Annotated in this window: 14 protein-coding genes and 1 tRNA gene; 10 read left to right on the plus strand and 5 right to left on the minus strand. The window is 60.1% G+C overall.

The genetic code is table 11. From position 1 onward, the window contains the following. The gene (locus LNV07_RS12245; protein WP_263571444.1) at positions 1-2,259 is read right to left on the minus strand and encodes a penicillin-binding protein 1A; all 2,259 of its coding nucleotides are present in this window, start codon (positions 2,257-2,259) and stop codon (positions 1-3) included. A gap of 144 nt (positions 2,260-2,403) precedes the next feature. Here LNV07_RS12245 and LNV07_RS12250 point away from each other — a divergent pair, with 144 nt between their 5' ends. Next, positions 2,404-3,363 (plus strand): tripartite tricarboxylate transporter substrate binding protein, encoded by a 960-nt coding sequence (locus LNV07_RS12250; protein ID WP_263571445.1) that lies wholly within the window; start codon positions 2,404-2,406, stop codon positions 3,361-3,363. Positions 3,364-3,496: 133 nt separating this feature from the next. Here LNV07_RS12250 and LNV07_RS12255 read toward each other — a convergent pair. From LNV07_RS12255 to LNV07_RS12265, 3 genes are all read right to left on the minus strand, one after another. Then, a tRNA-Ser gene (locus LNV07_RS12255) sits at positions 3,497-3,586 on the minus strand. Between the two features lie 104 nt (positions 3,587-3,690). Then, entirely contained in the window at positions 3,691-4,605 is a 915-nt protein-coding gene (locus tag LNV07_RS12260) for an SPFH domain-containing protein (RefSeq protein WP_263571446.1), read from the minus strand. Between the two features lie 9 nt (positions 4,606-4,614). Beyond that, a complete protein-coding gene (locus LNV07_RS12265; RefSeq protein WP_263571447.1) occupies positions 4,615-5,061 on the minus strand; it encodes an NfeD family protein in 447 nt (148 codons plus the stop codon). Positions 5,062-5,225: 164 nt separating this feature from the next. Between LNV07_RS12265 and LNV07_RS12270 the strand changes: the two genes are divergently transcribed. Beyond that, positions 5,226-7,490 carry an arginine/lysine/ornithine decarboxylase gene (locus tag LNV07_RS12270; RefSeq protein WP_263571448.1) on the plus strand — a complete coding sequence of 755 codons (2,265 nt, stop codon included), beginning with the start codon at positions 5,226-5,228 and terminating at the stop codon, positions 7,488-7,490. Positions 7,491-7,551: 61 nt separating this feature from the next. On the opposite strand, the gene fabI is transcribed toward LNV07_RS12270, so the two are convergent. Continuing rightward, on the minus strand, positions 7,552-8,334 hold the full coding sequence (gene fabI, locus LNV07_RS12275) for an enoyl-ACP reductase FabI (RefSeq protein WP_263571449.1): 783 nt from the start codon (positions 8,332-8,334) through the stop codon (positions 7,552-7,554). 358 nt (positions 8,335-8,692) lie between these two features. Here fabI and rimP point away from each other — a divergent pair, with 358 nt between their 5' ends. From rimP to LNV07_RS12315, 8 genes are all read left to right on the plus strand, one after another. Beyond that, positions 8,693-9,301 (plus strand): ribosome maturation factor RimP, encoded by a 609-nt coding sequence (gene rimP / locus LNV07_RS12280; protein ID WP_263571450.1) that lies wholly within the window; start codon positions 8,693-8,695, stop codon positions 9,299-9,301. Next, entirely contained in the window at positions 9,298-10,776 is a 1,479-nt protein-coding gene (gene nusA / locus LNV07_RS12285; RefSeq protein ID WP_263571451.1) for a transcription termination factor NusA, read from the plus strand. Before rimP ends, nusA begins: the two co-directional genes overlap by 4 nt. Before the next feature lie 65 nt (positions 10,777-10,841). Further along, entirely contained in the window at positions 10,842-13,904 is a 3,063-nt protein-coding gene (gene infB, locus LNV07_RS12290) for a translation initiation factor IF-2 (RefSeq protein ID WP_263571452.1), read from the plus strand. 109 nt (positions 13,905-14,013) lie between these two features. Then, positions 14,014-14,448 carry a 30S ribosome-binding factor RbfA gene (gene rbfA, locus LNV07_RS12295; protein ID WP_263571453.1) on the plus strand — a complete coding sequence of 145 codons (435 nt, stop codon included), beginning with the start codon at positions 14,014-14,016 and terminating at the stop codon, positions 14,446-14,448. A gap of 8 nt (positions 14,449-14,456) precedes the next feature. Beyond that, positions 14,457-15,446, plus strand: a complete 990-nt coding sequence (gene truB, locus LNV07_RS12300; protein ID WP_263571454.1) for a tRNA pseudouridine(55) synthase TruB — start codon at positions 14,457-14,459, stop codon at positions 15,444-15,446. After that, a complete protein-coding gene (gene typA, locus LNV07_RS12305; protein ID WP_263571455.1) occupies positions 15,443-17,263 on the plus strand; it encodes a translational GTPase TypA in 1,821 nt (606 codons plus the stop codon). Before truB ends, typA begins: the two co-directional genes overlap by 4 nt. Before the next feature lie 45 nt (positions 17,264-17,308). Then, a complete protein-coding gene (locus tag LNV07_RS12310) occupies positions 17,309-18,220 on the plus strand; it encodes a DMT family transporter (protein ID WP_263571456.1) in 912 nt (303 codons plus the stop codon). Between the two features lie 53 nt (positions 18,221-18,273). After that, positions 18,274-19,395: an enoyl-CoA hydratase/isomerase family protein gene (locus LNV07_RS12315; protein WP_263571457.1), complete on the plus strand. Its 1,122-nt coding sequence runs from the start codon at positions 18,274-18,276 to the stop codon at positions 19,393-19,395. Positions 19,396-19,429 lie beyond the last annotated feature (34 nt).

The raw sequence follows: 19,429 nt of genomic DNA on the forward strand, positions 1-19,429 counted from the left end.
TCATGGGCTGGGTGGCGCGGCCGATGCCGCCTGGCTGGGGGAGCGTGCTTCGAGCCCCAAGGTTCTGATGCCGGCCTCACCGGCAAATTCTTCGAAACTCCAGTCACCATGGCTGTGCACGACGCCGTCGACGGCTGAAATCTCGCGCACCGGCTGATTCTTCAAGGCCACGGCCATGTATTCGATCCAGACCGGCAGCGCCAAGCCGCCACCGGTTTCGCGGTCACCCAGGCTGCGCGGCTGGTCATAACCTATCCACACCACGGCCGCCAGACCGGGCTGAAAACCGGCGAACCAGGCGTCCACCGAGTCATTGGTGGTGCCCGTCTTGCCGTACAGATCGGGGCGACGTAACTGCGCCTGCGCACGGGCGGCGGTGCCGCTGCGCGCCACTTCCTGCAGCAGGCTGCTGGTCAGAAAAGCATTGCGCTCGGGGATCACGCGGGTTTCTTCCGAGACGCTCGCCTCGGTGGCCTGGAAGACGACTTCGCCCTTGCTGTCGACGATCTTGCTGATCAGCAATGGCGCCAACTTGTGGCCACCATTGGCGAACACCGCATAGGCGCTGGCCATCTGCATGGGCGTGACGCTGCCGGAGCCGAGTGCCAGCGTCAAGTTGTCGGGCTGGCGCTCGATGTCCAAACCGAACCGTGCCGCCCAGTCACGCGCCTGGGCAGGGCCGATCAGCTCCATCAAGCGAATGGTGACCATATTTTTTGAGCGGGCCAAGGCCCGGCGCACGCTCATCGGGCCGTCAAACGTGCCGTCGTAGTTCTTCGGCGCCCAGTCGCCAAACTCGAGCGGCGCATCGTTGACGATGGTTGTCGGCGTAATGCCTTGTTCGAGCGCAGCCGAGTAGACAAAGGGCTTGAAGCTCGAGCCGGGCTGGCGCCACGCCTGCGTCACATGATTGAACTGATTCTTGGCGAAGTCGAAGCCGCCGACCAGGGCGTGCACACGACCGGTCGCCGGCTCCAGGGCCACAAATGCACCTTCGGCCTCGGGCGCTTGGACGATCGTCCATGCTCCCTTGGGTTCGGCCTTGGTCGGCGCAGCACGCAGCACCCGGATGATGGCGCCGGGGCGAATCCGCAGGCTGTCTTTGGCCTTGTCCGACAAGGCCGCTTGCAGGCCGCGCAGGCCGTCGCCGCCAATGCTCAGCTCTTCACCGCTTTGCAGGCTGGCCGAGACTTTGCCCGCGCTGACTTGGGTCACCACGGCCGCGCGCAGTTCATCGTTATCCGGGTGCTCGGCCAGGGCTTGTGTGATGGCGGCGTCTTGTTTGCTCGCGTCTTTGGGCAGGTCCACAAACCCCTCGGGTCCACGGTAGGCCTTGCGTCGCTCCAGGTCCATCAGGCTGCGCCGCAGCGCCCGGTAGGCGGCGGCCTGCTCGGTCGAAATCAAGGTGGTGTAAACCTTCAGACCCAGCGTGTAAGCCTCTTCGCCGTATTGGGCGTGCACGGCTTGCCGGGCCATTTCGGCGGCAAATTCGGCGTGCAAGCGCGGGTCCTGGGCGCTGCGGATGTGCAGGGGCTCAAGCTTGGCGGCCTGCGCTTGGGCGATCGAGATCACGCCCAAGTCCGCCATGCGGTTCAGCACCACATGCTGACGGCGCTTGGCGCGTTCGAAATTGACGATCGGGTTGGCGTAGGCCGGATTCGGCGGCAGGCCCGCCAACATCGCGGTCTCCGCGACCGACAAGGCCTTCAATGGCTTGCCAAAGTAGGCCGCGGACGCCGCCTCGAAGCCGTAGGCACGCTGACCCAGATAGATCTGGTTCATATAGATTTCGAGAATCTCGCGCTTGCTGAGTTGGCCCTCCATCTTCAGCGCCAGCAGCACCTCGACGAACTTGCGCGAATAGACTTTCTTCTTGCTCAAATAGAAGGTGCGGGCCAATTGCTGCGTGATGGTGGAGCCGCCCTGGCTGCGCGGCTGCAAAATATTGGCCAGCACGGCGCGGGCGATGCCGGTGTAATAAAGCCCGCCATGCTGATAGAACTTGTGGTCTTCGACCGCCAGCAGCGCGTCTTGCATCAGCTTGGGGATCTGATCAAGCGTTTGGAAGTCGCGCCGCTCGGCGCCGAACTCACCCATCTGCACGCCGTCGGCGGTGAACACACGCAGCGGCTGTTTGGGCTGATAGTCGCTCAGCTCGGAAATATCGGGCAGGGTAGGGTAGACCAAGACGCCTGCCACGGCTAGCAAGAGTGCCAGCAGGCCAAGGCCAGCGGCGCCATAGATCAGCAGTTTCTTCAAGGGCTGTGTGCGCGGTTCAGGCGTAGGCGTTTAGGAAGCTGCGATTATGGCGGCCTGGGGACGAGGTGGAGTTCCGGCGCTGAGGGCGCGGCAAACGCCCCTGTCGGTATCGATTTTCAACAATAAAAGAGGGGGCTGTGGCTCGTGCAACGCAGAATTTTATTGAGCGCCGGACTGGCGCTGCCGATCGGCTCGGCCTGGGCCTCGCCCGAGCGGTTTCCCGCGCGCCCGATCACGCTGATCTGCCCTTGGCCGCCTGGAGGCTCCAGCGACGCGGTAATGCGCGCCTTTGCCGAAAGTGCGGCGGCGGCCTTGGGGGTGCCGGTGGTGGTGGAAAGTCGCCCAGGCGTCGGCGGCACGCTGGGCGCCACGGCGATGCTGCGCGCTGCGCCCGACGGTTACACGCTGACGCAACTGCCCTTGGGTATCTACCGCCTGCCGCATATGCAGAAGATGCCATTTGACCCGCTCAAGGACCTGACTCATGTTATTGGCCTGAGCGGCTACACCTTTGGCCTGGCGGCCATGTTGGACGCGCCCTACAAGAGCTTGCAGGAGATGGTGGCCTGGGCGCGCGCCCATCCGGGCATGTTGACCTATGGCCATACCGGCACCGGCACCACCCCGCATCTGGCGGTTGAGGAGTTTGCGCATCTGGCTGGCTTCAAGACGCAGGATGTTCCCTTCAAGGGCTCGGCCGAAATCACTCAGGCGATCTTGGGCGGCCATGTGCAGATGATGAGTGGTACGCTTGAGTTCGCGCCCCATGTACGGGCCGGCAAGCTACGTCTTTTGGCCACCTTGGGCTCGCAGCGCACCAAGGCCTTCCCGGATACACCGACGGTCAAAGAAAGCGGTTGGGACACTGTCACCGAGTCGCCGTTCGGCATCGGTGGCCCCAAGGGCATGGACCCGGCGGTGGTGCGGGTCTTGCATGATGCCTTCAAGAAAACGTTGATGGATCCCAAGGTCCTGGAAACCTTGGATAAGTTTCAGCAACCCGTGATTTATAAGAGTACCGAGGAATACGGGCGTTATGCGGTACGCATCTTCGAGGCCGAACGCCTGACAATTGCGCGCATGGGTTTGGCGAAAAAGGGCTGAGAGGTTCAGCCGAGGGCAGCAAATGATTTCCTGCACTGAGGGTCATTGATGTGGAAAGTTCGGGTGGCAAATAGAAAAAGCCCTGAAGCGCTAAGTCGTTGATTTGACTAGCATTTCAGGGCTTCTAATCCACTGGCGGAGAGGGCGGGATTCGAACCCGCGGTGGGGATAAACCCACACACGCTTTCCAGGCGTGCGACTTAAACCGCTCATCCACCTCTCCGAAGCCCTCCATCATAGCCCAAATTTCTATGTCAAAGCCGAAGTCATGAACTTTGTTTGGGTTTGCCGCTTGTTCTTGCTGCTTGTTGGCTTCACGCTGTGAGTTCAGGTTTTGGCGCTAACGCTTTTCATCAGCGCCATTGCAGTTCCGATTAGCCCGGATACTTCACCCATGTTTCCAGGCACGATCATGGTGTTGTTGGTCTTGGCCAATTGAGCGTAGGCATCAACGGCTTTTTCGGCCACCTTCAATTGCACCGCTTGGTCGCCGCCGGGCTGCTGAATGGCCGCCGCAATTTTGCGGATCGCGTCCGCCGTGGCGTCCGCCACCGCCGTGATGGCGGCTGCCTCGCCGACGGCCTTGTTGATTTCGGCTTGTTTCTCTCCCTCCGAGCGTGCAATGGCAGCTTCGCGGGCACCCGTTGCGATATTGATTTGCTCTTGGCGGCGGCCTTCGGAGGCAGCAATCAAGGCGCGTTTTTCACGCTCGGCGGTGATCTGCGCTTGCATCGCATGCAAGATGACGGCGGGCGGGGTCAGATCCTTGATCTCATATCTCAAAACCTTGACGCCCCAGTTCAGCGCCGCTTCATCCAGGGCCTGGACCACCGAGCTGTTGATGATGTCGCGCTCCTCAAAGGTGCGATCCAGCTCCATTCGCCCAATGACCGAGCGCAGAGTGGTTTGGGCCAATTGCGTGATGGCGACGATGAAGTTGCTCGAGCCATAGCTGGCACGCATGGCATCCGTGACTTGAAAATAGAGGATGCCGTCGACCGTCAATTGCGTGTTGTCTTTGGTGATGCAGACTTGGCTTGGTACATCGAGTGGAATCTCCTTCAGCGAATGCTTGTAGGCCAGTCGGTCAACAAAGGGCCAGAGGAAGTTTAGGCCGGGCGTCAGCGTGCCGTGGTATTTGCCCAGGCGTTCGACGACCCAGGCGTTTTGTTGTGGCACGACTTTGACCGACTGAACGATGAACACGACCGCGACAACCAGTAAAACAATTGCGAACTCCATACCTGCTCCCTATAGTGCTTCTTGATGATCCAGCCGCAGGCGGCTGCCTTCGATGGCTCGAATGACGTAAGGTCCTGGCGTCGGTCCCGGCACGGCGCTGCCTATATAGCTGGCTTGCCAAGAAGCGCCGCGATACTTGACGCGAGTGGATCCATCGGCCTCCCAGCTTGCGACCTCAACGGTCTGACCGATATCCATATTGGCGTCGGCGTTGGCACCTGCCGGCGATGCGCCAAGGGCGTTGCGCCTGAGCAGATAGCAGGCTGCCACCGCAGCCCCGCCGATTACCGCTGCACTCAGCATCTGGCGCGACTCACTTAAACCCAAGTGGGATGCAACTGCGCCGGCGGCGCATCCCAGGGCGAGCATCAATAAATAGAATGTGCCGGTGGATAGTTCCACGGCGACCAAGATGCCGCATGCCACCCACCAAGTACTGCCCAGCGTCATCTCCATGTCACTCCCTTTGGCTCATGATGTGAAACGAGTGTATCGCCCCGTTTGGGTAGCCTTGGTGCCTATGTTTTGCGGATTAATTTCAAGTTAACGTTGTTCTTGCGGGACTTGGCTCTACACTTCGCGCCTTTCATTTTTCTCTGTCCCAGCCCTGGAGGCTCACGATGCTTCGTTTTCGTTTCCCCATCGTCATCATCGACGAAGACTATCGCTCCGAAAACACTTCGGGTTTGGGTATCCGCGCGCTGGCCGACGCGATTCAGAAAGAGGGCTTCGAGGTGTTGGGCGCCACGAGCTACGGTGACCTGAGTCAATTTGCGCAGCAGCAGAGCCGTGCGAGTGCCTTCATCTTGTCAATCGATGACGAGGAGTTCACGCCCGGGCCGGAGCTCGATCCGGCGGTGCTGTCGTTGCGCAAATTCATCGAAGAGATCCGCTTCAAGAACGCCGACATCCCGATCTATATCTACGGTGAGACGCGTACTTCGCAGCATCTGCCGAATGACATCCTGCGCGAGTTGCATGGCTTCATTCACATGTTCGAGGACACGCCCGAGTTCGTGGCACGCCACATCATCCGCGAGGCCAAGAGCTATCTTGATGGCTTGGCGCCACCGTTTTTCAAGGCGCTGATGGACTATGCGCAAGACGGGTCGTACTCCTGGCATTGCCCTGGGCATGGCGGCGGCGTGGCTTTCTTGAAAAGTCCGGTTGGGCAGATGTTTCACCAATTTTTTGGCGAAAACATGTTGCGCGCCGATGTCTGCAATGCGGTCGAAGAGTTGGGGCAGTTGCTTGACCACACCGGCCCGGTCGCGGCCTCGGAAAAGAACGCGGCGCGCATCTTCAATGCCGATCACTGTTTCTTTGTCACCAACGGCACGTCGACCTCCAACAAGATGGTCTGGCACCACACGGTGGCGCCGGGCGACGTGGTGGTGGTTGATCGCAACTGCCACAAGAGCATCTTGCACGCCATCATCATGACGGGTGCGGTGCCGGTATTCATGACGCCGACGCGCAATCACTACGGCATCATCGGCCCGATCCCGGAGAGCGAGTTCTCGCCGGAGGCGATTCGCAAAAAGATCGCCAAGAACCCCTTGTTGAAGGGGGTTGATGTTGATACGGTCAAGCCGCGCATCATGACACTGACTCAGTCGACCTATGACGGCGTGCTGTACAACACCGAGACGATCAAGAAGAAGCTCGATGGCTGGATCGATACGCTGCATTTTGATGAGGCCTGGTTGCCGCATGCGGCCTTCCATAGCTTCTATGGCTCCTACCATGCGATGGGTAAAAACCGTCCGCGCCCGAAGACGGCGATGGTCTATGCGACGCAGTCAACGCATAAGTTGTTGGCTGGTTTGAGCCAAGCGTCGCAGGTCTTGGTGCAGGATTCTCAGAACGTCAAATTGGACAAACATCTGTTCAATGAAGCCTATTTGATGCACACCTCGACCAGCCCGCAATACTCGATCATTGCGAGCTGCGATGTGGCGGCGGCGATGATGGAGCCGCCGGGCGGCACTGCCTTGGTCGAGGAGAGCATTTCCGAGGCGCTGGATTTCCGCCGAGCGATGCGCAAGGTCGACGAGGAATATGGCAAGGACTGGTGGTTCAAGGTCTGGGGGCCGGACAAGCTGACCGAAGAGGGTTTCGGGAAGCCCGCCGATTGGATGCTCAAGGCAAACGAAAAGTGGCATGGCTTCGGCAAGATCGCGGCCGGCTTCAATATGCTGGACCCGATCAAGTCCACCATCATCACGCCCGGCATGGATATGAGCGGCAAGTTCGCCGAGACCGGTATTCCGGCCTCCATCGTGACCAAGTTCCTGGCAGAGCATGGCGTGGTGGTGGAGAAAACGGGGCTGTACTCGTTCTTCATCTTGTTCACCATCGGCATCACCAAGGGGCGGTGGAATACCTTGTTGACGGCCTTGCAGCAGTTCAAGGATGACTACGACAGGAATGCGCCAATCTGGCGCATCCTGCCTGAGTTTGCGGCGGCGCATCCGCGCTACGAGCGGCTGGGCTTGCGCGATCTGTGTCAAAACATCCACGAGATGTATGCCAAGGGTGATATCGCGCGCTTGACCACCGAGGTGTATTTGTCTGACTTGCATCCGGCCATGAAGCCCAGCGATGCCTATGCACATATTGCGCATCGCCGCACCGAGCGCGTGCCTATTGACGACTTGGAAGGGCGCGTGACGACGGTGTTGTTGACGCCTTATCCGCCTGGTATTCCTTTGTTGATTCCGGGTGAGCGTTTCAACAGGAAGATCGTCGATTATTTGAAATTCACAAGGGATTTCAACGGCAAATTCCCTGGTTTCTCGACCGATGTGCACGGCTTGGTTGAGGTCAAGGGCGAAGATGGCCGTTCCAGCTATTTCGTTGACTGCGTGCAAGCCGATAAATAGCTGCTTTCAAGTCAAAAAAACGGGACCCTCGGGTCCCGTTTTGCATTGGCGAGGGGAAATCTCAATCTTCGTCCGTCAACGCTACTTGGCTATAGCCGCCATCCACATAGGTGATTTCAGCGCTGATGCCGGCGGCCAGGTCGGACAGCAGGAAGGCGGCCACATTGCCGACGTCCTCGATGGTGATATTGCGGCGAATCGGCGTGTTGGCAGCAAATTGCGTCAACAGCTTACCGAAGTCCTTGATGCCCGAAGCGGCCAAGGTCTTGATCGGCCCGGCCGACAGGCCGTTGACTCGAATGCCGCGCTTGCCCATTGATTGCGCCAAATAGCGCACGCTGGCTTCCAGCGAGGCTTTGGCCAAACCCATGGTGTTGTAGTTCGGCACATAGCGGGCAGCGCCCAGGTAAGACAGGGTCAGCAGTGCCGCACCCGCGCGCAGGCGTGGTGAGGCTAGCTTGGCCATCGCAGGGAAGCTGTAGGCCGAAATGTCGTGAGCAATTCGGAAGTTCTCCCTCGTTAGGCCGTCCAGGAAGTCGCCGGCAATCGCATCCCGGGGGGCGAAGCCAATCGAGTGAACGAAGCCGTCAAACTCGGGCCAGACCGCGCCCAGATCGGTGAACAGCGCCTCCATTTGCGCGTCATCCGACACGTCGCAGTCAAAAATAAGCGTGGAGTCAAACTCGGCGGCAAATTCGGTGATGCGATCCTTGAAGCGCGCTCCTTGATAGCTGAACGCCAGTTCCGCGCCCTCGCGGTGGCAAGCTTTCGCAATGCCATAAGCGATGGATCGGTTGGACAGAAGGCCTGTGATCAGCAATCGCTTGCCTGCCAGAAATCCCATAGTGGCTCCTTTGATTTGAAACAATCGATGATTTTCGCATGGCTCAGCGTATTAGCAAGCATGTTGCTTGTCTGGGGTCTGCTTGCATAGTACAATCCCGGCTTCGCTGAGTCAGCTCAGTGACTCGCTCAGACTCATTTGCTTTGTTCAGTAGGCCTGATCCTTGTAGCAGTCTTGTGTTTGAGTCGAGTTGGTCCGGTGTTGATTCCTTTTCGGAATGGGCGCCAAGGGCTGAGTGGAATCTCGAGTTGGGAAGTTGGGCGGATTCATCCAGCCCATTTTTTTTGCTTGAACGTTCTCCTTTGCATAAAGTTTTAATCGTTACGCATTACTCCAGATACAAGAAAATATACCGCGCATGAATTGGCAAGAGGCTGTTGAAAAGACGGTAACCGGATTGGGTTACGACTTGGTGGATTGCGAGCGCACTCCGGCTGGTCTGGTGCGCGTGTACATCGACAAGTTGCCTGAGTTGGCTTTGGCCGGTGGTTTGATCGATGTTGAGGATTGCGAGCGCGTGACGCGTCAGTTGCAGTATTTGCTGGAAGTTGAGGCTTGCCCTTACGAGCGCCTTGAGGTTTCTTCTCCCGGTTTGGATCGTCCGCTGAAGAAGTCGGCGGACTACGCCCGTTTTGTGGGTGAAGAGATTGAGATCAGCTTGCGCATGCCGTTTCAGGGTCGCAAGAAATATCAGGGTGTGTTGGCCGTTGCGCCGGCCGCTGAAGCCGCCAAGATTGAAGTCGAGGGTGCTGCCGAGTCGGCACCTGTGGCGGCTTGGCGCATAGTTTTTAATGATGGCAAGGCCGATCAGGCCTTGGATTTTGCCCTCGAAGAAATCCGCGAGGCACGCTTGGTGCCGGTGGTGAGTTTCAAGGGTCGCGGCGTAAAACCCGAGTCGGCCAAGAAGCCGAAGCGGGCCAAGGCCGAGAGCAAAGATGACAAAGTAGACGGAGGTCCTGATCAATGAACCGCGAACTGTTGATGTTGGTGGACGCGATTTCTCGCGAGAAAAGCGTCGAGCTCGACGTAGTGTTTGGTGCTGTCGAGGCGGCGCTCGCTTCGGCTACTAAAAAACTTTGCGGTGGCGAGGCCGATATTCGCGTTTCAGTTGACCGCGAATCTGGCGCCTATGAGACCTTCCGTCGCTGGCATGTGGTGCCCAATGAGGCTGGCTTGCAAAACCCGGATGCAGAAATTCTGCTATTCGAGGCGCAAGAGCAGATTGCCGACATCGAAGTCGAAGATCACATCGAAGAGCCAATTGATTCGGTGCCTATCGGCCGCATTGGTGCGCAAGCCGCCAAGCAGGTGATCCTGCAGAAGATTCGTGATGCCGAGCGTGAGCAGTTGTTGAACGACTTCTTGGCGCGTGGCGAGCAGATTTTTGTCGGCACCGTCAAACGCCTGGACAAGGGCGACATCATTGCTGAATCCGGCCGGATTGAAGGCCGCCTGAAGCGCAGTGAGATGATCCCCAAGGAAAACCTGCGCACCGGTGACCGGGTGCGTGCGGTGATTTTGGGTATTGACCCCACCCAGCGTGGCCCGCAGATCATGCTGTCGCGCAACGCCCCGTCCTTCATGACGGAGTTGTTTTCGCAAGAAGTGCCTGAGATCGAGCAGGGTCTGCTGGAGATCAAGAGCTGCGCGCGTGATGCGGGTTCGCGTGCCAAGTTGGCCGTGCTGTCGCATGACAAGCGGGTTGATCCGATCGGCACCTGCGTCGGCGTGCGTGGTTCGCGCGTCAATGGCGTGACCAACGAATTGGCCGGTGAGCGCGTCGACATCGTGTTGTGGTCCGAAGATCCGGCGCAGTTTGTCATCGGCGCTTTGGCTCCGGCCAACGTGCAGTCGATCGTTGTTGATGAAGAGCGCCATGCGATGGATGTGGTGGTGGACGAGGAAAACCTCGCCATCGCCATCGGTCGCGGTGGGCAGAATGTTCGTTTGGCGTCGGAGCTGACTGGCTGGCGCATCAATATCATGTCGGCCGAGGAATCGGCCGTCAAACATGAGCAAGAATCAGAGTCGGTGCGCAAGCTCTTCATCGAGAAACTCGATGTCGATGCGGAAGTCGCCGACATCTTGATCGCCGAGGGTTTTACCAGCCTGGAAGAAGTGGCCTACGTGCCTATGCAGGAAATGCTGGAAGTTGAGGCCTTCGACGAGGACACGGTCAACGAATTGCGCACCCGAGCCAAGGATGCTTTGTTGACCATGGAGATTGCCCGCGAAGAGAAGGTCGAGGACGTGTCCCAAGACCTGCGCGATCTGGAAGGCATGACGCCTGATCTGGTCGCAAAACTCTCCGCTGGCGACATTCATACCCGCGACGATCTGGCCGATTTGGCCGTCGACGAACTCGTTGAACTCGCTGGCATGGATGAGGGCTTGGCCCGCACCATGATCATGAAGGCTCGCGAGCATTGGTTCACGGCCTAAGCCTAAAGGCTTTTGCTCGACCCAATTCTCGCCCAGCACCGAACGCATAAGTTAAGGATTTAACAATGGCTGTGACCACCGTCGCCCAGTTTGCCGCAGAGCTACAGAAGCCTGCGGACACACTGCTTGAGCAGCTCCATGCTGCGGGCGTCAAGATGGCGTCTACCGAAGACGTCTTGAACGAAGCCGACAAAGAGCGTCTGCTCGACCACCTGCGTACCTCGCACGGTACCGGCGGCGCCGACCGCAAGAAGATCACGCTGACTCGCAAGACGAACAGCGAGATCAAGCAAGCCGATGCCAGCGGAAAGTCGCGCGTCATCCCTGTGGAGACTCGCAAGAAGCGGACCTTCGTCAAGCTTGATGGCACGCCCGGCTTAGAAGACGCCGGTGTGGCTGCGGCCGAAGATGCCGAACTGCATCGCCGTGAAGAAGAGGCTCAGGCTCAAGCCGCCTCGCTGCGTCAGCAAGAAGAGGAATTGGCCTCCCGAGTGCGTGAGCGAGAAGAGGCGGATCGCCTTGCTCGTGAAGCGGATGAGAAGCGTCGCCAGGAAAAAGCCGCGGCCGAGGCTCGCGCTGCTGAAGAAGCAGCCGCTCGCGCTGCTGCCGAGGCTGCAGCAACAAAGGCCGCAGCCAAGGCGCCCAAAGCACCGCGTCCAACCGCTGAATCCGTGGCCAAAGAAGCCGCTGCGATCAACAAGGCTGCTGCCGCTGCGCGCGCCGCACCTGTTGCCGCGCCGGTTCCCGCCGCCGCGGTCGTCGCAGCGCAAGTTGTTGAAGTCGCTCCCGTTGTGGCTGTCAGCGCGCCGGTCGCTGCTGCAGTCCCAGCAGCGGCACCAACTGCAGCAGCACCTGCGGAGCCGGCCAAGCCTGCGCTGCGCGTGGTGAAGGCGGTTGATGTGGTGGTCGAAGAGAAACAAAAGCAGCTTGACCTGGCGCGTCGCCGTCAAGCCGCCGAGGCCGAAGCGGCCGCCATCCGCGCGATGATGAATGCACCTAAAAAGGTCATGGTCGCGAAGAAGGAAGAGCCCAAGCCGGTTGAGCCGCCCAAGGATGCCATCAAGGGCACCATCCACAAGAAGCCGGGTGTGCCAGGCGCGCCGGCAGCGGCGGGTGCAGCGGGTGCTGCCAAGCCGGGTGACAAGAAGTCGGTCAAGTCGGAGAAGCTGTCTTCGACCTGGTCCGACGACAAAAAGCGTGGCGGCGTCAAGCCCGCCGGCCCAGCCGCCCCGGGTGGCGCGCGTCCGGCCGCCGGTGCATGGCGTGCGCCGAGTCGTGGTGGTGCGGGTGGCCGTCGTGGCGCACCCGATCGCAACGCGGATCGCCGTGGTGGCCCGTCGACCTTTGTCGCGCCTGCAGAAATGCAAGTCCAAGAAGTGCATATCCCAGAGACCATCTCGGTAGCCGATCTGGCTCACAAGATGTCCATCAAGGCGTCCGAGGTCATCAAGCATTTGATGAAACTCGGCCAGATGTGCACGATCAACCAGCAATTGGACCAAGAAACGGCCATGATTTTGGTCGAAGAAATGGGCCACAAGGCCTTTGCCGCCAAGCTCGATGATCCGGATGCATTCCTGGAAGAAGAGGGAACCACGTCCGAGCAAGCGCATGAGTCAACGGCTCGCGCGCCTGTTGTTACCGTCATGGGTCACGTTGACCACGGCAAGACCTCGCTCTTGGACTACATCCGTCGTGCCCGCGTTGCGGCTGGCGAAGCGGGTGGCATTACGCAGCATATCGGCGCCTATCACGTCGAGACGCCACGCGGCATGATCACCTTCCTGGATACCCCGGGTCACGCGGCGTTTACCGCCATGCGTGCTCGCGGCGCCACGGCTACCGACATCGTCATCCTGGTGGTGGCGGCGGACGACGGCGTGATGCCGCAGACCAAGGAAGCGATTCACCACGCCAAGGCAGCCGGTGTGCCGCTGGTCGTGGCGATGAACAAGATCGACAAGCAAGGCGCCAATCTGGAACGCCTGAAGGGCGAGTTGGTTGCTGAAGGCGTCGTGCCCGAAGAGTTTGGCGGCGACACCCCGTTTGTGGGCGTCTCGGCCAAGACCGGCGAAGGCATCGACAGTCTGCTGGAGCAAGTCCTGCTGCAGGCCGAGGTGCTGGAGTTGAAGGCGCCCGTCGGTTCGATGGCCAAGGGTCTGGTGATCGAAGCCCGCTTGGACAAGGGCCGTGGCCCGGTTGCCACCATCCTGGTTCAGTCGGGTACCTTGAAACGTGGCGATGTCGTGCTGGCGGGTTCTACCTATGGCCGCGTGCGCGCCATGCTGGACGAAGACGGCAAGGCTTGCAGTGAAGCCGGCCCATCGATTCCGGTCGAAATTCAAGGCTTGACCGAAGTGCCGCGTGCCGGTGATGAGTTCATGGTGCTGAGCGACGAGCGTCGGGCGCGTGAAATCGCCACCTTCCGCTCCGGCAAATACCGTGACGTGAAGTTGTCGCGTCAGCAGGCTTCCAAGCTGGAGAACATGTTCGAGAACATGGGCGCCGGCGACGTGCAGACCTTGGGCATCATCATCAAGAGCGATGTGCAAGGTTCGCAAGAAGCGCTGGCTTCTTCGCTGCTCAAGTTGTCTACCCCCGAAGTCAAGGTGCAGATCGTGCACGCGGCGGTGGGCGGCATCAGCGAATCGGACGTCAACTTGGCGATCGCCTCCAAGGCCGTCATCATCGGCTTCAATGTGCGGGCCGATGCCGGCGCGCGCAAGCTGGCCGAAGGCAATGCTGTTGATCTGCGCTACTACAACATCATTTACGACGCAGTCGATGAGGTGAAGGCAGCAATGACCGGCATGTTGGCGCCGGAGCAACGCGAAGAAATTATCGGCATGGCCGAGATCCGCACCGTCTTCGTGGCGACCAAGATCGGCACCATTGCCGGTTGTATGGTCACCTCGGGTGTCGTCAACCGCTCGGCTCGCTTCCGTTTGCTGCGTGAAAACGTGGTGATCTACACCGGCGATATCGACACCCTCAAGCGCATGAAGGACGATGTGCGCGAAGTCCGCGAAGGCTTCGAGTGCGGTATCAAGTTGAAGAATTACAGCGACATCGCCGAGGGCGATCAGCTGGAATTCTTCGAGGTCAAGGAAGTGGCCCGAACGCTCTAAGGCGGATTTGCCCTCACCCAGAGCAAACCCCGCCCTCCAAAGAGTGGCGGGGTTTGTTTTTGATGGGCGGTGCAAATAAGCGGCAAGAGCAGCAGGCAAGGAGTTGAGCATGCGACATAAACGAGTAATACCGAATCGGTCCTTCCGCGTGGCGGATCAGATTCAGCGCGATTTGGCCGAGTTGATTCGTGAGTTGAAAGACCCGCGGATCGGCATGGCCACGGTCAACGCCGTTGAGGTGACGCCCGACTATGCCCACGCCAAGGTGTTTTTCTCGGTTTTGGTCGGTGACCCAGTCGAGACCGGTGAAGCGCTCAACGAGGCTGCGGGCTTTTTGCGTAACGGCCTGTTCAAGCGTCTGCAAATTCATACCGTGCCGAGTTTGCACTTTCACTATGACCGCACGATCGAGCGTGCGGCCGAGTTGAGCGCCTTGATCAACAAGGCGAACGCGACGCGTGCCTTGGATGACGAAGCTGTACCTGCGAACTCAGACGATGCCGCTGCAGATTTGCCAGCGGCCAAGACCGAGACGAACGAGTAAGCGTTTTGATGACGAATACCCCAAGCCAGCGAGTCAAGACTCCGCGCCGTGCCGTGCATGGCGTGTTGCTCTTGGACAAACCGCTGGGTCTGTCCAGCAATGATGCACTGCAGAAAGCCAAATGGCTGCTGCGGGCGGAGAAGGCCGGCCATACCGGTACGCTGGACCCCTTGGCCACCGGCTTGTTGCCACTGTGTTTTGGCGCCGGCACCAAGTTCAGTCAGGTCAGCCTGGATGCCGACAAGGCCTATGAGGCAACCTTGTTTTTAGGTTTGACGACGACCACCGGCGACGCCGAAGGTGACGTCTTGGATCGGAACGAGGCGGCCGCTCTCGCAGTGACGCGCGAGCAAATCGAGGCCGCCTGTGCAAGGTTCACCGGGCCGATTGACCAAGTGCCGCCGATGTACTCGGCGCTCAAGCATGAAGGCCGGCCGCTGTATGAATACGCCAGAGCCGGCATCCATATCGATCGCCCCTCGCGCCGCGTGACAATTCATTCGATTGACATCGTTGACTGGCAAGCTGAGCAGTTGACGATTGCCGTGCGTTGCAGCAAGGGCACCTATATCCGCACCTTGGCCGAAGACATCGGCCGGGTGTTGGCTTGCGGTGCCTCGCTGAGCGCGCTGCGCAGGACCGGATCTGGTCCGCTCAATGTCGCTCAGGCGATCAGCCTGGACGCCTTGGCGGCTTTGACCGAGATCGAGCGGGAGGCTTTGTTGCGCCCGCCGGACTCATTGTTGGCGGACTGGCCCGAGCTGCGTTTGGACAGCGCGGAGGCGGCCCGCTTCTTGACCGGTTTGCGGCGCCGTTTGGCTGCGGACCAAGGCGCTGAAGATGTGACGCATGTGCGGGTCTACGGACCCGAACCCCAAGCCTTTTTAGGCAGCGCGCACATCACAGCCGGTGAATTGATCGCCGACCGATTGTTGAGTCCCCAAGAGGTCGAAAGCCTCCTGAGTACCAGTACCAGATTTTTAGAAAGTGTCGTATGAGTAAGCAGATTCGTAATATCGCCATCATTGCCCACGTTGACCATGGCAAAACCACCATGGTTGACCAATTGCTGCGCCAGAGCGGTACCTTTGCCGAGCACGAAAAAGTGGTCGACACCGTCATGGACAACAACGCCATCGAGCGTGAACGCGGCATCACGATTCTGGCCAAGAATTGTGCCGTGAGCTGGGAAGGTACCCACATCAACATCGTTGACACCCCCGGCCACGCGGACTTCGGCGGTGAAGTCGAGCGCGCCTTGTCGATGGTCGACGGTGTGGTGCTGTTGATCGACGCGCAAGAAGGCCCGATGCCACAGACTCGCTTCGTGACCAAGAAGGCCTTGGCCTTGGGTCTGAAGCCCATCGTCGTGGTCAACAAGGTCGACAAGCCGGGCGCCAAGCCCGATGCCGTGATCAATGCCGCTTTCGACTTGTTCGACAAGCTCGGCGCGACCGATGAGCAACTGGACTTCCCGGTGGTCTATGCCTCCGGCATCAATGGCTGGACTTCGCTGGAAGAAGGCACACCGGGCGAGCAGTGGGGCCCCGACATGTCGGCCCTGTTCAACACCGTTTTGCGTCACGTGCCACCTCAGCAAGGTGACCCGGAAGCTCCGCTGCAGCTGCAAATCTCGGCGCTGGACTATTCGACCTTCGTCGGCCGCATCGGCGTTGGCCGCATCGGCCAAGGCACGCTCAAGCCCGGCATGGACGTGATGGTCATGGAAGGCCCGGACGGCAAGGCCAGCAAGGGTCGTGTCAACAATGTGTTGACCTTCCAAGGTCTGGACCGGGTGCAAGTCACCGAAGCCGGCCCTGGCGACATCGTCTTGATCAACGGTCTGGACGAGATCGGCATCGGCGTTACCGTGACCAGCGCTACCAACCCGGCACCGCTGCCGATGTTGAAGGTCGATGAGCCTACGCTGACGATGAACTTCTGCGTTAACACCAGCCCCTTGGCCGGTCGTGAAGGCAAGTTCGTCACCAGCCGTCAGATCTGGGATCGTCTGCAGAAAGAGCTGCAGAGCAATGTGGCCTTGCGCGTTTCGGAAACCGACGAAGACGGTATCTTTGAAGTGATGGGCCGCGGTGAATTGCACCTGACCATTCTGTTGGAAAACATGCGCCGCGAAGGCTATGAGCTGGCCGTCAGCAAGCCGCGCGTGGTGTTCCATGATGTGGCCGGCGTCAAGCATGAGCCTATCGAGTTGGTCACGGCCGACGTCGAAGAAGCGCATCAGGGCGGCGTCATGCAAGCCTTGGGCGAGCGCAAGGGCGAGTTGGTCAATATGGAGCCGGACGGCCGTGGCCGCGTGCGCCTTGAGTACCGTATTCCGGCCCGTGGCCTGATCGGTTTCGCCAACGAGTTCATGAACTTGACCCGTGGTTCGGGCTTGATCAGCAACATCTTTGACGGTTACGAAGCTCACAAGGGCGAGATCGCCGGCCGCAAGAACGGCGTGCTGATTTCGATGGACGCGGGTGAGATCTTCACCTACGCCCTGGGCAAGCTGGATGACCGCGGCCGCATGTTCGTGAAGCCGAATGATCCGGTTTACGAAGGCATGATCGTCGGTATCCACAGCCGTGAAAACGATCTGGTCGTCAACGCCACACGTACCAAGCAGCTGACCAACTTCCGCGTCAGTGGCAAGGAAGACGCGATCAAGATCACGCCTCCGATCGACTTGACGTTGGAATATGGTGTCGAGTTCGTTGAGGACGACGAGTTGGTCGAAATCACGCCCAAGAGCGTGCGCCTGCGCAAGCGCTACTTGACCGAAAACGAGCGCAAGCGCAATTCGCGTTAATGGAATTGCAGCGCTGGGGCTGGCCAAGTTCCGGTCGCTGAGACCATGAGTCACCGTCGCGCCGTCTACCTGATGCTGTTGGTCACCTTGCTGTGGAGTACAGCCGGGGTGGTCACCCGGCATCTGGAGGCGGCGCGCGGCTTTGAGCTAACGTTTTGGCGCAGCGGCTTCAATGCCATCGCTTTGCTGATTGGCCTGCGCTGGCTGCGCGGGCCGGCCTTGTGGGAGCAAATGCGCACCGCGCCGCGCTTGGTGTGGCTGTCGGGGCTGTGCTGGGCGGTGATGTTCACCGCCTTCATGGTGGCCTTGAGTTTGACCAGCGTCGCCAATGTGCTGGTGACCATGGCCCTGGGGCCCTTGTTGACTGCCTTGCTGTCCAGGCTGGTGTTGAAGCAGCCGATGGCGGCGCGAACCTGGTGGGCCATCGCCTTGGCCAGCGCCGGCATCGCCTGGATGTTCGGTCACGAACTCGGGCAGGGTGCTGCGCCGGTGGCGGAGCCCGGTGACCAAGGTGTGCTTGGCATGTTGGTCGCCCTCGGCGTGCCTGTGGCCGCTGCGGTCAATTGGGCGGTGTTGCAGCATGTAGGCCATGGCGACCAGACTAGCGATGCGGTGGACGATATGCCCTTGGCCGTCTTGTTTGGCGCCTTGATTTCGGCTCTGACGATGCTGCCGCTGGCCTGGCCCATGCAGGCCAGCCTGCATGACCTGACCCTGCTGGCGGGCCTTGGTGTTTTTCAGCTCGCTATTCCCTGCCTGCTGGCGGTGCGCTTGAGTCGGGTGCTGAGCGGCCCGGAGTTGGCGCTGCTCGGCCAGCTTGAGTTGGTGCTCGGCGTGCTGTGGGCCTGGGTCTGGGCGGGGGAAGCCCCGACTTCCGCTGCGCTGTTAGGTGGTGCTATGGTGCTGCTGGCCTTGCTGGCCAATGAATTATTGGCCTGGCGCACGCGAGCCGAATAGCCCGCCTGCCCACGAACCACAAATGAATCAACCCAACATTCCCGGAGAGAGGCATGAAGACGCCCGCGCAATTCCCTGAACTTCAGTCCGATGGCCATGTGCTGGCCGAGGTCAACGGCTGTTTGGGCCTGATCACGCTGAACCGCCCCGAGGCATTGAATGCCTTGTCCTTGGCGATGATTCGTGACCTGACGGCCTTGCTGAAGGCCTGGGCGCTCGATCCAGCCATCGAAGCCGTGGTCATCCTCGGTGCTGGTCGGCCGGGCAAGCCGGCGGCCTTTTGTGCCGGCGGTGATATCCGCTTTTTTCACCGCGCCGCCTTGGCCGGGGACGAGGCGCTGGACGCGTTTTTCACCGAAGAATACGCGCTCAATCACCTGATTCACAACTTTGCCAAACCCTACATCGCCCTGATGGACGGTGTGGTGATGGGCGGCGGCATGGGCATCAGCCAAGGTGCCAAGTTACGTGTGCTGACCGAGGGTTCAAAACTGGCGATGCCGGAGACCCATATCGGGCTTTTCCCCGATGTCGGCGGGGGCTATTTTTTGAGCCAATGTCCCGGCCATGTCGGTGAGTGGCTGGCGCTGACCGGGCATGCGATTGGAGCCGGCGATGCGATCGAGCTGGGTCTGGGCGATGTCTATGTGCAGAGCGCGGCCTTGCCGACCTTGGTCGAGGCCTTCAGGCATGGCGAGCAATGCAGTGCGGAGCATGTCGTGGCGACGGTGATGGAGCATGTCGATCTGGCGCCTGCGGCCGACCCCAGGACCTTGCGCGGCCGCATCGATGAACATTTTTCGCTGGCCGATATGGCCGCCATCATGGCCTCACTGGAGGCGGCCGACGACGCCTGGGCGCAGCAGACCCTGGCGACCCTGCGCAAACGCTCGCCCTTGATGCTGGCGGTAACGCTGGAGCAGTTGCGTCGTGCGCGCAGCATGAGCCTGGCCGATGACCTGCGCATGGAGCGCGACATCGTCCATCACTGTTTTCACCTCAGGCCTGGTGCTGCGAGCGAGACCGTTGAGGGCATTCGTGCCTTGGCGGTCGACAAGGACCACCAACCTCGCTGGCAGCCGGCCGGAATCGAGGATGTCGGCCGCGCCCAGGTGCTGGCCTTTTTCGAGAGCCCTTGGGCGCCCGCGCAACACCCTTTGCGCGAGCTGATTTAGCGGCAAATCAAGCTCCATAATCGCGGCAAGGTCT

The sequence above is a fragment of the Roseateles oligotrophus genome (genome assembly GCF_025717515.1).
Lineage (GTDB): Bacteria > Pseudomonadota > Gammaproteobacteria > Burkholderiales > Burkholderiaceae_C > Paucibacter_A > Paucibacter_A oligotrophus.

What these genes read in the sequence shown, in the direction of transcription:
- LNV07_RS12265 (WP_263571447.1), bottom strand. Translation starts at nt 5,061, where the DNA reads ATGGAGATGACGCTGGGCAGTACTTGGTGGGTGGCATGCGGCATCTTG.
- typA (WP_263571455.1), top strand. Translation starts at nt 15,443, where the DNA reads ATGAGTAAGCAGATTCGTAATATCGCCATCATTGCCCACGTTGACCAT.
- truB (WP_263571454.1), top strand. Translation starts at nt 14,457, where the DNA reads ATGACGAATACCCCAAGCCAGCGAGTCAAGACTCCGCGCCGTGCCGTG.
- infB (WP_263571452.1), top strand. Translation starts at nt 10,842, where the DNA reads ATGGCTGTGACCACCGTCGCCCAGTTTGCCGCAGAGCTACAGAAGCCT.
- LNV07_RS12310 (WP_263571456.1), top strand. Translation starts at nt 17,309, where the DNA reads ATGAGTCACCGTCGCGCCGTCTACCTGATGCTGTTGGTCACCTTGCTG.
- LNV07_RS12315 (WP_263571457.1), top strand. Translation starts at nt 18,274, where the DNA reads ATGAAGACGCCCGCGCAATTCCCTGAACTTCAGTCCGATGGCCATGTG.
- LNV07_RS12260 (WP_263571446.1), bottom strand. Translation starts at nt 4,605, where the DNA reads ATGGAGTTCGCAATTGTTTTACTGGTTGTCGCGGTCGTGTTCATCGTT.
- rimP (WP_263571450.1), top strand. Translation starts at nt 8,693, where the DNA reads ATGAATTGGCAAGAGGCTGTTGAAAAGACGGTAACCGGATTGGGTTAC.
- LNV07_RS12270 (WP_263571448.1), top strand. Translation starts at nt 5,226, where the DNA reads ATGCTTCGTTTTCGTTTCCCCATCGTCATCATCGACGAAGACTATCGC.
- rbfA (WP_263571453.1), top strand. Translation starts at nt 14,014, where the DNA reads ATGCGACATAAACGAGTAATACCGAATCGGTCCTTCCGCGTGGCGGAT.
- fabI (WP_263571449.1), bottom strand. Translation starts at nt 8,334, where the DNA reads ATGGGATTTCTGGCAGGCAAGCGATTGCTGATCACAGGCCTTCTGTCC.
- nusA (WP_263571451.1), top strand. Translation starts at nt 9,298, where the DNA reads ATGAACCGCGAACTGTTGATGTTGGTGGACGCGATTTCTCGCGAGAAA.